General features: G+C 65.8%; 12 protein-coding genes. 7 read left to right on the top strand and 5 right to left on the bottom strand.

The window, feature by feature from the left end:
- The first annotated feature begins 78 nt into the window (after positions 1–78).
- Both E4K64_RS12600 and E4K64_RS12595 read left to right on the top strand, forming a co-directional pair.
- Entirely contained in the window at positions 79–1,146 is a 1,068-nt protein-coding gene (locus E4K64_RS12600; protein ID WP_135163793.1) for a Ppx/GppA phosphatase family protein, read from the top strand.
- 1 nt (position 1,147) lies between these two features.
- A complete protein-coding gene (locus tag E4K64_RS12595; protein WP_135163792.1) occupies positions 1,148–1,834 on the top strand; it encodes an RlmE family RNA methyltransferase in 687 nt (228 codons plus the stop codon).
- 147 nt (positions 1,835–1,981) lie between these two features.
- On the opposite strand, the gene E4K64_RS12590 is transcribed toward E4K64_RS12595, so the two are convergent.
- Positions 1,982–3,472 (bottom strand): DHA2 family efflux MFS transporter permease subunit, encoded by a 1,491-nt coding sequence (locus E4K64_RS12590; RefSeq protein ID WP_135163791.1) that lies wholly within the window; start codon positions 3,470–3,472, stop codon positions 1,982–1,984.
- Between the two features lie 387 nt (positions 3,473–3,859).
- Here E4K64_RS12590 and guaB point away from each other — a divergent pair, with 387 nt between their 5' ends.
- From guaB to E4K64_RS12565, 5 genes are all read left to right on the top strand, one after another.
- Positions 3,860–5,353: an IMP dehydrogenase gene (gene guaB / locus E4K64_RS12585; RefSeq protein WP_135163790.1), complete on the top strand. Its 1,494-nt coding sequence runs from the start codon at positions 3,860–3,862 to the stop codon at positions 5,351–5,353.
- A gap of 223 nt (positions 5,354–5,576) precedes the next feature.
- Complete coding sequence (locus E4K64_RS12580) at positions 5,577–6,599, top strand: NADP-dependent oxidoreductase (RefSeq protein WP_135163789.1); 1,023 nt, start codon at positions 5,577–5,579, stop codon at positions 6,597–6,599.
- Positions 6,600–6,621: 22 nt separating this feature from the next.
- Complete coding sequence (locus E4K64_RS12575; RefSeq protein WP_135163788.1) at positions 6,622–8,562, top strand: caspase family protein; 1,941 nt, start codon at positions 6,622–6,624, stop codon at positions 8,560–8,562.
- A gap of 44 nt (positions 8,563–8,606) precedes the next feature.
- Positions 8,607–9,557 carry an alpha/beta hydrolase gene (locus E4K64_RS12570; RefSeq protein ID WP_135163787.1) on the top strand — a complete coding sequence of 317 codons (951 nt, stop codon included), beginning with the start codon at positions 8,607–8,609 and terminating at the stop codon, positions 9,555–9,557.
- Between the two features lie 151 nt (positions 9,558–9,708).
- A complete protein-coding gene (locus tag E4K64_RS12565) occupies positions 9,709–10,002 on the top strand; it encodes a hypothetical protein (RefSeq protein ID WP_135163786.1) in 294 nt (97 codons plus the stop codon).
- A gap of 10 nt (positions 10,003–10,012) precedes the next feature.
- On the opposite strand, the gene E4K64_RS12560 is transcribed toward E4K64_RS12565, so the two are convergent.
- From E4K64_RS12560 to E4K64_RS12545, 4 genes are all read right to left on the bottom strand, one after another.
- Positions 10,013–11,077 carry a LacI family DNA-binding transcriptional regulator gene (locus E4K64_RS12560; RefSeq protein WP_126258705.1) on the bottom strand — a complete coding sequence of 355 codons (1,065 nt, stop codon included), beginning with the start codon at positions 11,075–11,077 and terminating at the stop codon, positions 10,013–10,015.
- 41 nt (positions 11,078–11,118) lie between these two features.
- Positions 11,119–12,147 carry a succinylglutamate desuccinylase/aspartoacylase family protein gene (locus E4K64_RS12555; RefSeq protein ID WP_135163785.1) on the bottom strand — a complete coding sequence of 343 codons (1,029 nt, stop codon included), beginning with the start codon at positions 12,145–12,147 and terminating at the stop codon, positions 11,119–11,121.
- 62 nt (positions 12,148–12,209) lie between these two features.
- Positions 12,210–12,554, bottom strand: coding sequence for a RidA family protein (locus E4K64_RS12550; RefSeq protein WP_126258703.1), 345 nt, complete (start codon positions 12,552–12,554; stop codon positions 12,210–12,212).
- Between the two features lie 55 nt (positions 12,555–12,609).
- Positions 12,610–13,407, bottom strand: coding sequence for a transporter substrate-binding domain-containing protein (locus E4K64_RS12545; protein ID WP_135163784.1), 798 nt, complete (start codon positions 13,405–13,407; stop codon positions 12,610–12,612).
- Positions 13,408–13,411 lie beyond the last annotated feature (4 nt).

Raw genomic sequence — 13,411 nt, 5'->3', positions numbered from 1 at the left:
ATACCCGCCGCGCTGCTAATGTTTCAGGCGAAAAAGCAATTCCAGACCGGCCCGACCGGCCGCGGAAAGACAATTTGTATGAATGACCACACGCGGCTCCGCGACGGCCATGCGCCGCACGGCGAGCTGGAGCGGTCGATGGCGGCGGTGGCGTTGGCCACCGAATCGGCCGTTGGCGCGTCGGGAACCGGCGTCTATGCGGCGCTGGACCTCGGCACCAACAATTGCAGGCTGCTGATCGCCTGTCCGACCCAGGACGGCTTTCGTGTCGTCGATTCCTTCTCGCGCATCATCCGGCTCGGGGAGGGTGTCTCGGCGACCGGTTGCATCAGCGAGGCCGCGATCGAGCGCGCCATCGCCGCGCTCAGCATCTGCCGTGACAAGATCAACTTGCGGAAGGCGCGCCGGCTGCGACTGATCGCAACCGAGGCCTGCCGCGCGGCCTCGAACGCCGAGGGGTTCCGCAGCCGCGTGGCGGCCGAGACCGGCATCGAGCTGGAGGTGATCGACCGCGAGACCGAGGCCGCGCTCGCGGTGCTCGGCTGCTCGCCGCTGGTCGACCCTAGGGGGCGCGGCGCGATCCTGTTCGACATCGGCGGCGGCTCGACCGAGCTGGTGCGGATCGAGCGCGACGCGGAAAATCCGGAGCCGCGCATCAAGGCCTGGATGTCGATCCCCTATGGTGTGGTCACGCTCGCCGAGCAGTTCGGCGGACGCGACGTGACGCCGGAGATCTACGCTGCGATGGAGCAGGAGGTCGCGAACCATGTCGCGCCGTTCGCGGAGGAGCATGGCGGCGATCTCGCCGACATGCACCTGCTCGGCACGTCGGGCACGGTGACGACGCTCGCCGGTATCCATCTCAACCTCGCCCGCTACGACCGCCGCCGCATCGACAGCATCTGGATGAACGATTCCGACATCACCGCGACCATCAACAAGCTGCTCGGCATGAGCTACGAGGAGCGCGCGTCCAACAGCTGCATCAGCGTCGAGCGCGCCGATCTCGTGCTGGCCGGCTGCGCCATCCTCGATGCGATCAGGCGCGCCTTTCCGCTGCCGCGCCTGCGCGTCGCCGACCGGGGCCTGCGCGAGGGCATGCTGGTCGAGATGATGCGCGAGGACGGCGCGCTCAGGAGCTGGTGAGATGGCCAAGGACACCACCGGCCGCTTGCACGTCCAGGTCAAGACCGGCGGCAAGCGCAAATTGTCGTCGAAGCTGTGGCTGGAGCGGCAGCTCAACGATCCCTATGTGGCCAAGGCCAAGGCCGCGGGCTATCGTTCGCGCGCCGCGTTCAAACTCCTGGAGATGGACGACAAGTTCCGGTTCTTGAAGCCCGGCCTGGCCGTGGTCGATCTCGGCGCGGCACCCGGCGGCTGGAGCCAGATCGCAGCCAAGCGCGTCGGCTCCACGGAAGGCAAGGGCAAGGTCGTCGCGATCGACCTGCTTGAGATGCCCGAGATTCCCGGTGTCGATTTCGCGCAGCTGGACTTCATGGACAACGACGCGCCCGAAAAGCTCACCGCGATGCTGGGCGGCGGCGCCGACGTCGTGATGTCCGACATGGCCGCCAATACCACCGGCCACCGCAAGACCGACCAGCTCCGCATCGTCGGCCTGGTCGAGACCGCCGCGGCGTTTGCCTGCGACGTGCTCAAGCCCGGCGGCACGTTCCTGGCCAAAACGTTCCAGAGCGGGGCCGACGCCGACCTGCTCGCCCAACTCAAGCGCGACTTTGCGAGCGTGCGCCACGTCAAGCCGGCCGCGAGCCGGCAGGATTCCTCGGAACGCTACGTGCTGGCCACGGGGTTTCGCGGCGAGGTGAAGGCCTAGCCGCATACTCTGTCATTCCGGGGCGCCTCGAAGAGGCGAGCTATGGTGCGCAATTGCGCACCTGAGAATCCATGTCTCCCAGCATTCTTGCGGCGCGATGGATTCCGGGTTCGATGCTGCGCATCGCCCCGGAATGACGGAGGGGGCTCACCCCAGCCGTTGATCCCGCACGTCCTGCGTGTCTTCGCTGGCCGCCTTGACGGCCGCCTTCTCCGCGCCCTTGCCGGCGCCCTTGCGGCTCGCGATCTCCACGGCCTTGCGGCCGGAGATCTCGTGACCGGCATCCGCCGGCATCTGCCAGAAGAACCAGCTCGACGCCGCCGAGGTCAGCGCGACCACGACGAAGGCCGGCGCAAAGACGGTGGCGTCAATCTCGCTGACATGGCTGAACCACATCGTGGTCTCGACGCAAGCCGCGCCGACGGCGACGCCGGCCGAGATCGCCAGCTGCTGGTTGACGCTGACCAGCGTGGTGGCGCGGCTCATCTGCGCGGTCTCGACGTCGGCATAGGCGACCGTGTTGATCGCGGTGAACTCCAGCGAGCGGAAGAAGCCGCCGACCACCAGGATGACCATGATGATCAGCAGCGGCGTCGACACCGTGAACAGCGCGCAGACGCCGAGGAAGAACGCGCTGACGATCGCGTTCACCGTCATCAGATTGCGGAAGCCGAAGGTGCGGATGATGCGCGCGGCCAGCGTCTTCATGCCCATGGCCCCGAGCGAGGAGGCGAAGGTGACGAGGCCGGAATGGAACGGCGTCAGCCCGAAGCCGATCTGCATCAGGAGCGGCAGCAGGAACGGCAGCGCGCCGATGCCGAGGCGGAACAGGAAGCCGCCGATCACGGCCGCGCGCAGGGTCGGCAGCTTCAGCAGCGAGAAATCCAGCACCGGCGATCCCGTGCGCCGGGCATGGATGATGTAGAGTGTCATCGAGATCGTACCGCCCACGACCAGCGCGGCCACCGTGCTCCAGGGCAGCAGGTTGAGCCCGGCCACCGAGAGCCCAAACGCGATCCCGGCAAGCCCGATTCCCGCGAGCACCATGCCATAGAGATCGAACGGCTCCTGGGTCTCGCTCTTGATGGGATCGATGAAGCGCAGCGCCATGAAGATGCCGAGCAGCCCGATCGGGATGTTGATTAGGAAGATCCAGTGCCAGGACGCGTAGGTCGTGATGAAACCGCCGAGCGGCGGGCCGATCACGGGACCTATCAGGGCTGGGACCGTCACCCAGGCCATGGCGTTGACCAATGCGCTCTTGTCGACCGAGCGCAGCAGCACGAGGCGCCCGACCGGCGTCATCATCGCGCCGCCCATGCCTTGCAGGATGCGCGCGAACACGAAATCGGTGACCGAGGTCGAGAGCGCGCAGCCGACCGAGCCCACCATGAACACCCCGACGGCGATCGCGAACACCATCCGCGCACCGAACCGGTCGGCGGTCCAGCCGCTCGCCGGAATGAATACCGCCAGCGACAGCAGATAGGAGGTGATCGCGAGCTTGAGCGTCAGCGGACTGGTGCCGATGTCGGCCGCGATCGCCGGCAGCGAGGTGGCGATGACCGTCGAATCCATGTTCTCCATGAAGAGAGCAGTGGCGACGATCAGCGGAATGACGCGTTGCTTGTCGACCATGACGGATCGGTAATGAAATAGGGAGGGAGGGCTGCTCGCGGCTTATCACCGCCGCCCGCCTGCGACCATTGCGGATCGACGCATGGCACCTAACTCCTGCGTGACCTCGGTGTGACTAACACCGTCATTCCGGGTTCGCGACTTTGTCGCGCCCCGGAATGACGGCGGGGGGAGGGCGTACCGAGCCATCCCCGCTGAAAATTGCTTAAAAAGCCTGTGCATGGCTGGCCGGCGGTCCGAATTGCTTTGATTCGTCGCGCGGCCGTGCTATCGACCCGCGTCAACCCCACCGATGGGCTCCGATTCTCAAGGCGATGCCGCAAGGTACGCCGAGGGCGGCGCTCATCCATTAGCATTTGCGGCAAGGCCGCAGGAAGGAGTTGGCAAATGGCCACGGTGCAACTTCAGGGCATCCGCGAAGCCTTTACGTTCGACGACGTGCTGCTGAAGCCGGGCCTGTCGGACGTCATGCCGGGCGAGGTCGACATCCGCTCCCGCGTCACCCGCGCCATTCCGCTCAACATCCCGATCATGGCCTCGGCCATGGATACCGTCACCGAGGCGCGCATGGCGATCGCGATGGCGCAGGCCGGCGGCCTCGGCGTCATCCACCGCAATTTCGATCCCGAAGGCCAGGCCGTCCAGGTGCGGCAGGTCAAGCGCTACGAGTCGGGCATGGTGGTGAACCCGCTCACCATCAGCCCCGATGCCTCGCTCGACGACGCGCTCAAGCTGATGAGCGACCACGGCATCTCCGGCATTCCCGTGGTCACCGGCGCTGGCAAGAACACGCCCGGCAAGCTGGTCGGCATCCTCACCAACCGCGATGTCCGCTTTGCCACCGACCGCCGGCAAAAAGTCTCCGAGCTGATGACGCATGAAGGCCTCGTCACGGTGCGCGAGAATGTCAGCCAGGAGGAAGCGCGGCGGATGCTGCATCAGCATCGCATCGAGAAGCTGCTCGTGGTCGACGAGCAATATCGCTGCGTCGGCCTGATCACCGTGAAGGACATGGAGAAGGCGGTTGCCCATCCGCTCGCCTGCAAGGATGCGCAGGGTCGCCTGCGCGTTGCCGCCGCCACCACCGTCGGCGACACCGGCTTCGAGCGTACCGAGCGGCTGATCGATGCCGGTGTCGACCTCATCGTCGTCGACACCGCGCACGGCCATTCCCGTCACGTGCTGCAGGCGGTGAACCGCATCAAGCGTCTGTCCAATTCGGTGCAGGTCGTCGCCGGCAACGTCGCCACCACCGAGGGCACCCAGGCGCTGATCGATGCGGGCGCGGATTGCATCAAGGTCGGCATCGGCCCGGGCTCGATCTGCACCACGCGCATCGTCGCCGGCGTCGGCGTTCCCCAGCTCACCGCGATCATGGACGCGGTGGAGGCGGCGAAGAAGGCCGACATCCCCGTCATCGCCGACGGCGGCATCAAGTTTTCCGGCGACCTTGCCAAGGCGCTCGCGGCCGGTGCCGACATCGCCATGGTGGGCTCGCTGCTCGCCGGCACCGACGAGACGCCCGGCGAAGTCTTCCTGTGGCAGGGCCGTTCCTACAAGGCCTATCGCGGCATGGGCTCGGTCGGCGCGATGGCGCGGGGATCTGCCGACCGCTACTTCCAGCAGGACATCAAGGACACGCTCAAGCTGGTGCCGGAAGGCATCGAAGGCCAGGTGCCCTACAAGGGCCCGGTCGGCAACGTCATGCACCAGCTCGCCGGCGGCCTGCGCGCCGCGATGGGTTACGTCGGCGCGCGCGATATGAAGGAGCTGCACGAGAAGGCCCAGTTCGTCCGCATCACCGGTGCGGGCCTGCGCGAAAGCCACGTCCACGACGTCACGATCACGCGCGAAAGCCCGAACTATCCGGGCGGGGGTTAGTCGCTTCTCTCTCGGCTGCGTGTCGGTTTCGATGCGCTTGCGTCGATGACGGTGTCATGCCCCGCTGAGGCGGGGCATCTAGTACGCCGCGGCTTCTCGATTCAATTACAGCCGCTCGGAGTACTGGATCGCCCGCCTTCGCGGGCGATGACAGCGCGTGTTGGGTTTGCTTCGTTCCTGCACACCTCCTAAATGATTGCGACAAAGCAATCAGGAGGAAGCCATGGCCCAAGCCAAACGCATTGTTCTCGCCGCGCGTCCCGTCGGCGAACCCAAGCCGTCCGATTTCCGTTTGGAGGAATTCGCCATTCCGACACCAGGGCAGGGCGAAGTCCTGCTGCGCACGATCTGGCTGTCGCTGGATCCCTATATGCGCGGGCGCATGAGCGAGGGGCCGTCCTACGCTGCGCCGGTGCCGGTCGGCGGCGTGATGGAAGGCGAGGCGGTCAGCGAGGTCGCGGCGTCCAACAATCCTGATTTCGCGGTCGGCGACATCGTGCGCATTCGTTCCGGCTGGCAGACCCACGCGATCTCGAACGGCAAGGGCCTGATCAAGGTCGATCCCAAGCTTGGCCCGATCTCGACCTCGATCGGCGTGCTCGGCATGCCCGGCATGACCGCGTATACGGGCCTGCTCGACATCGGCAAGCCGCAAGCAGGCGAGACCGTCGTCGTTGCCGGCGCCTCCGGGGCGGTCGGCTCGGCCGTCGGCCAGATCGCCAAGATCAAGGGCGCACGCGCGGTCGGCATCGCCGGCGGCAAGGACAAGTGCGACTACGTCGTCAAGGAGCTCGGCTTCGATGCCTGCATCGATCACCGCGATCCCGATTTCGCCGCCAGGCTCAAGGAGGCCTGCCCTGATGGCATCGACGTCTATTTCGAGAATGTCGGCGGCGCCGTGTTCGAGGCGGTGTTCCCGCTGCTCAACCCGTTTGCCCGCGTGCCGGTCTGCGGCCTGATCGCCCACTACAACGACACCGAGGCCAAGCCGCCCAAATGGGCCGCCAGCATGATGCGCGCGACGCTGACCAAGCGGCTGACCTTCCGCGGCTTCATCGTGTCTGACTTCGCCGCGCGGCACGGCGACTTCCTGCGCGACATGTCCGCCTGGGTCCGCGACGGCAAGGTCAAATACAAGGAGTTCGTCACCGAGGGCCTGGAGAGCGCGCCCGGCGCCTTCATCGGGCTGCTGAAGGGCGCCAATTTCGGCAAGCAGCTGGTCCGGGTCGGGCCCGACAAGGCCTGAGGCAAGCGCTCCCGAACCCACGTTGGCCGCCCCTGCGCTTGGGGCCGGGCGGCCGACGACGGCTGCAAAATCCGATTGGCAAACGCGGGAATGCTACTACCATAGGGTTAGCAGTTGGGTCCTGCGATATGAGGTTGCGGGCATGCGGCGGCGCGATGTGCTTGTCGGCGGACTTGTCTGGGGGCAATTGCTGGCGGCTCGGAGGGTCCTGGCGCAGCCTGCGGCCTCCACGCGCGGGGCTGTGGTGGTCGGGGTCAACAAGACCGGCAATCTGCCCGTGCTGAGAGCGGCCGTCTCGGGCGCAAGGTCGATCGCACAGTGGCTTGCGACGGAAGATTTCGAGGTCAAGCTGATCACGGATGAGGTCGCGCCCGTCACCGGCGCAGCGCTCAAGGCGGCCGTGACGGAGTTCGTCAATCGCGGCACGCTGACACAGCTCGTGATCTACTTTTCCGGTCATGGAATTGCGTTTGCCAACAACGAGTTCTGGTTGTTGAGCGGAGCTCCGGACGATGTCGACGAGGCGGTCAGCCTCACCGAATGCGTGGCGCTTGCCGGGCGTAGCGCCGTATCAAACGTCGTGATCATCTGCGATGCCTGCCGGTCCAATTCGGACTTCGACAGCTCGCTGCTGCATGGAACGGTGATTTTCCCGTTGGGAAGCTACATCCCCGGACGTCCCTCTCCGGAAGTCGATCGCTTTTTCAGCACCCGCCCCGGCGCGCCGTCCTATGAACTGCGTCAGAAGGCGGCCGATGAGTTCCAGGGCGTCTTCACCGAAACTTTTCTCGATGCCTTCCGCAAGCCTCGGCCCAATATGGTGTCGACGGTCGGGGGCGTGAACGTGGTCTCGAACCGGAAGCTCAAGACGTTCCTGCTCGAGGAGGTGCCGCAGCGGTTACGCGGACAAAATGCGAGTCTCGCGCAATATCCCGATGCGCGGATCGAATCCCCCGACAGTGCTTACCTGGGACGCGTGCGCGGATCGGTGACGGCGGCGGTCGACCAACCGCGGGATGTGACGCTGATCGACGTTGCCGCCCATCAGTTCAATCGCACCGCGGTCGGACCGCTTGCGACGCTGCGAAACATCGATTCTGTCAGTGAGCTGCAGGTCGCTTCGATCACGGGCTTCAACGCGGCCCAGCAATCCTTGATTGTGGCGAAGCAGCCGGCCGCGACCTTCAATGCGCCGACCGGATTCTCGGTGACCGGCGTCCAATTGCGCGAGGCATGGCTGGCCGGCGGCAGGCAAGCGGAGATCGTTGCACCCGGCAACGGGTCCGACCAGTCCGGCCTCGTGAACATTCCTGTCCAGGATGGGTCTCCAATGACGGCCGCGCTGGTGTTTGCGGACGGTAGCGGGACCGTCCTTGCCGCATTACCCGGCTTCATAGGGTCGCTCACCGTCCGCAATGGCGGTGTGGCGGACGTCACGTACGCCCCGTCGCCGTCAAGCCGGCGATGGGGCGAGTACAAGGAGGCCGGACCCCGCCTCGATCAGTTGCGGGCGCTCGTGGCGACGTCGGCCCAGTTCGGCGTGCTCCGCATCGAAGGCGACCGGCCAACGCGCTCGGCGGCGGCCGCGAGACTCGCCGATCAGATTCGCGTGTTGAAGGGAATTGATCCGACGCTCGGAATCTACGCCGCCTATGCTTACGCCGATGCCAATCTGCCGCAGCAGGTCGCCTCGGTGCGGTCTTTCATGGCAGGTGACCTCGAAGGCGAGTTGTTCGATCTTGCGCTGTTGGCCGACGTACTGTCGGACAGGAGGATATATGAGCGCGCCGTGCCGTTCTGCCCGATGTTCTCGCAGGGCTGGCAGCTCATCCGCACTCGCAATGTGGTGCTTCGGGACGAGGTCCTGCGGGCCAGGGACAGCCTGCGGCCGTCGCTCTGGACCACGTTCGGTCCCCCCGGAATGAAATTGATGCTGGGAGCCCTGACCACCGGCAGCCGATGATCGTGCGCGGCCGAAGACGGGTTCCGGGCGGGAAAGGAAAAGCGATGCGTCGTCGTGAAGTTCTTGCAGGTGCGGCTGGCCTGATGTCGCTGATCGCGACGGGAGGCCGAGCGGATCCGTTTCCTGTACGTCTCGTGCTGGTACATGGTCGCTCGCAACAGGGGCTGGATCCTGTCGAGTTGCAATCGATCTGGATGGAGACGCTGAAACGCGGCGCGGCCAAGATCAATCGTACCGTCCCGGACAATCTTGAAGTAGCATTTCCCTACTACGGCGATCGTCTGGACGAACTTGCGCGCGAGGCGCAGGTGCCTCTGACCGACGACATCCAGGCGCGGGGCAGCGCGGTCGATGACGATTTCCTAAAGTTTCAGGCTTCCGTCGCGGAGTCTATCCGCAGCAAGGCCGGCATCACAGATGCCCAGGTGCAGCAGGAGTTCGGCAACAACCCGACGGCACGAGGTCCGCAGAATTGGGCATGGGTGCAGGCGATCATCCGCACCATCGATCGCTTCGGCGGCGGGCTGAGCCAGTCCGGGATCGAGCGCCTGATGCGCGACGTATTTCTCTATACGACGCGGTCAGGCGTCCGCGACCAGATCGACCGCATCGTCGGCGCCGGCTTCGATGAGCGGCCCTGCGTGGTGGTCGGGCATTCGCTGGGGTCGGTCGTAGCCTACAACGTTATGCGGACCGACCGGCGAACGCTGAACGTGCGTGCGTATGTCACGGTGGGCTCGCCGCTGGGTATCAGGGCCATCCGCGACCAACTCCGGCCGATCGGTTTTCCGGCGCCAGCCAAAGCCTGGTACAATGCGTTCGACCCCAAGGACGTGGTCGCGCTCTATCCGCTCGATCGCGCGAACTTCCCGGTCACGCCTGCTATCGAGAACTATGCGAACGTCCTCAACGGGACAGACAACCGCCACGGCATCGTGGGCTACCTCGACGATCCCGTGGTTGCGCGGCACGTTCTCGACGCACTGGGCTCCTGAACTCGCATAAAACCCGACCGCAGGGCCTCTCATTGGTTAACAAAGAGTCACCAAATGGTCACACCTGCCCGCAAAAGCCGCAGGTGTGACCGGCTGTTTATTGACGGGCCCGCGAAGGCATTGAATCATCGCGCATATTTTGGGTGTTGCGATGTTAGAGATCAGTGTTTTCTGCGTCATCCTGCTGGCTGCCGGCTATTGGACGACCATGTTCATCATGGGCCGTCGCGACGACGTCATCCATGGCAAGTTCGTCCATGTCGACGAGGAGGGCGATTTGAGCCGTCCCGCGATGCCGGCCCCGCCATTCCCGAAGCGTCCGGTCAAGGCCGCGCAACCTGCCAGGCAGCCATCCGCCAAGGATCTCGCGGCCAAGCCGGTAAACAGCGAGGCGCTGCAATCCTTGCTCGCCGCGATCCAGCAGGATCTCAAGAGCATCGCCTAAATCGCAACGCTCAGACGCTACCGCGCTCGACCATGGACAATTCGACGGCGAGCCGCTGCTCGGCTGCCGGCGGACCGGATAGCCGCGCCAGAAGCAATTCCCCCGCAATCCGCCCCAGGGCCGCCGCATCGAACGAGATGGTGGTGAGGCCGGGCGTGATCTGATCGGCGACGTCGTTGTCGCCGAAGCCGAGCACGGCGAGATCGCGCGGTACCGAAAGGCCGCGTGCGCGCGCCTCGATCAGTGCGCCGGTCGCGAGCAGGTCGTTGGCGCAGAACACGGCATCGACCTCGCCGCCGCGATCGAGCAGGGCGGTGAAGGCGGCGCGGCCGTCAACGAGGCCCGTGATCTCACCCACACCGATCTCGTGGACGATCTCGAGACCGAGCTTTGCCGCCGCCGCGCGAAAACCGTCGCGGCGGAGGGCGCCACGGCCGCTGCTGCGGCCGATGAAGGCGACGCGGCGATGTCCGGCCTCGGCGAGCCTCTGTGCCGCCATCGCGCCGGCATCCGCATTGGGCAGGCCGACCAGCATATCGATGGGATCGCGCGGAAACGCCCAGGTCTCGATCACGGGAATGCCGAGCTCGGCCAGCGCGGCCCGGTTCTCCTCGAGCTCGATTACGCCAGTGAACATCACCGCGGCGGGACGGATGCCGCGCAGCGACTGGATCATCGCGACCTCCTTGGCATAGGAGTAGGAGGTCTGGCCGACCAGCACCTCAAAACCTTCCGGCTCGAGCGTCGCGGCAAAGCTGCGTACCGCGAGGCCGAACTGCTGGCTGAGGATGTTGGAGACGAAGGCGATGACCACGTTCGACCGGCCCGAGCGCAGCGCGCGGGCATGCGGGTTGGAGGCGTAGCCGGTCGCCTCGATCACCGAGAGGATTCGCTCGCGGGTCTTCCGATTGACCTTCTCGGGGTGGCGCAGCACCCGGGACACCGTGATCGGCGCGACGCCCGCGCGCGCCGCGACTTCCTCGATACGCGGCGGCCGTCCGGTCGCATTGCTGCGGCCGGGCGGCGCCGGAATGCGCACCACGTCGTCATAGCCTGGCTTTGCCGGATCGGTCATCGAATCCCGAAGTTGGTCGCGGTCGATATCGTCTCCAAAGTTCAGCGCGCAGGCAACTCCTCGCGTGACAGCGCACGGCCGACCTGGACCAGGCAGTCGCCGCTCTGGCTGTCGGTGTGCAGGCGCTGCGAAATCACGATGCCGTCGGCGGGGAAGCGCAGCGCCTCTTCGGCAAGCTCCGGGCGCTCGAAGTCGTGGTACCAGCCGGCGACGTCGCCCGCCTTGACCCGCGCACCGACGGTGACAGCTGGCTCGAACCAGCCGCGGCGCGTCGCGAACACCGCCTGGGCATGGCTTTGCAGGGCCAGCAGCTCTGTGGCGTGTTCGACCGGCGCATGCGGCCCCAGCACAGGGGCCTGGACGAGGCCGAGCGCGAGCAGCAGCCGGTCGACGGCGCGCGCGGTGAGCGCCATGGTCTGTGGCGTCACGGTGCCGCCGCCGCCGAATTCGCCGGAGAGGCCGATCGCGCCTGCGCGTGCGGCCGCCGCCATGGAGGTCGGCGCCGAGGCGCCGTTCTCGGCGATGAAGGCGAACGGCATCCCTAACTCCTCCATCAGACCTAGCGCGTGGCCGAACATCTCGGGCGGTCCCTGCCGCTCGATCAGCGCGCAAGGTACGTGCGCCATGGACGTGCCGCCGGAGTGGAGGTCGAAGACGACGTCGTGTCGCGGAAACAGCTCGTGCTCGAGGAAATGCGCCAGACGAAAGGTCGGCGTGCCCGCTTCATTGCCGGGAAAGGCGCGGTTGAGATTGCCTTCGTCAAGCGGCGAGCGGCGGCGCGCCGCCATCACGGCGGGCCAATTGGCGAACGGCAGGATGGTGATCTCGCCCTTGATGGCGCTCGCATCCAACCGGCGATACAGCCGCGTCAGCGCGATCTCACCCTCATATTCGTCGCCGTGATTGCCGGCCATCAATAGCAGCTTCGGCCCGGCGCCGTTCTTGATCCGGAAGATCGGGATCTTGAGCTGGAAGTAGGGGGAGCGGTCGATCGAGAAGGGAATGCCGAGATGGCCGGACCATTTCTGGTCCTTCTCGAAGTCGATCTCGTGGAAAAGTCCGGTATGCATGGCTCGCCTCGAGGCCGCGCCGCCACCGGCGCCGGCCGCAGGTTGAAGAAAAGGGCAGCGCCTTAGAGCAAGGCGACCGCGGTCATCTCGACGCGCAGGTCGGGATCGGCGAGGCGGGCTTCGACGCAGGCGCGCGCCGGCGGATTGGCCGGATCGATCCAGGCGTCGTAGACCGAGTTCATGGTGTCGAAATCGGTGATGTGCGGCAGGAAGACGTTGACCGCAATGAGCCTGGACCGATCCGAGCCGGCTTCCTTGAGCAGAGCGTCGATTTTCGCGAGCACCTGCTCGGTCTGCGACACGATGCCGGCCTTGCGGTCATCGGCCACCTGGCCTGCGATGTGCACCACGCCGCCGGCGGCGACGGCCTGGCTCATGCGCGAGCCGACGACGTAACGTTTGATCATCTGAATACTCCTCGTCAGGGTTGGCTCTCGCATGATGCGAGAGCCGGTCCGAAATTCACAGCGTCGGCAGGGTCTGCTCTTCCTTGAACCATTTGAGCTGAAGCGCGCCGAGCTTGCCGTTGAGCTTGTTGAAGAAGATGTCGGTGTTGATCCAGTTGAGCAGGTTCTGCTCGCCCTGGCGCACGCCGACGTGAGCCGGCGACTGGCGGATCAGGAACTTCAGCTCGACCTCCTTGGTCGGGTTCTGGTCCTGTACCTTCAGCGCGATGGCGCTGTTCTCGGCAAACGTGTCGGCCTGTCCGGCGAGATAGGCCGCAATCGCCGCCGGAGTGTCCTCGAAGCGCACCAGCTTTACCTTCGGCGCGTTGTCGGTGAGCCAGACGTCGAGCGTTGAGCCCTTGGCCACTGCCACACTGCGGCCGTCGAGATTGTCGGGCTTCTTGCCGGTCGAGGCGGGCAGCGACTTGGCGCCGTACACGCCGAGATTGACCACCGCGTAGGGCTGCGAGAACATCACCTGCTGGGCGCGCTCCGGCGTTGCGCCGAGACCGGCGATCAGCATGTCGATCTTGTCCGACAACAGGCTCGGGATGCGCGCGGCACCCGTCACCGGAACGAGCTCGAGCTTCAGGCCCATGTCGGCAGCGATCAGCTTGGCGAGATCGGCGTCGAGGCCGGCGATCTCGCCCTTGTCGTCCTTGAATCCCCAGGGCGCGGCGTCGGTCAGGATGCCGACGCGCAGCTTACCCGAACCGAGCACGTCCTGAAGCTTGTCGGCGCTGGCGAGACTTGGCGCTGCGAGAACGGCAAGCGCCGCGGCTGCGATGGTGAAGAGGGATTTCAATTTTCTCATGACT

It is taken from the genome of Bradyrhizobium frederickii, from assembly GCF_004570865.1.
GTDB lineage: Bacteria > Pseudomonadota > Alphaproteobacteria > Rhizobiales > Xanthobacteraceae > Bradyrhizobium > Bradyrhizobium frederickii.
This window is presented reverse-complemented; position numbering and strand designations above follow the sequence as displayed.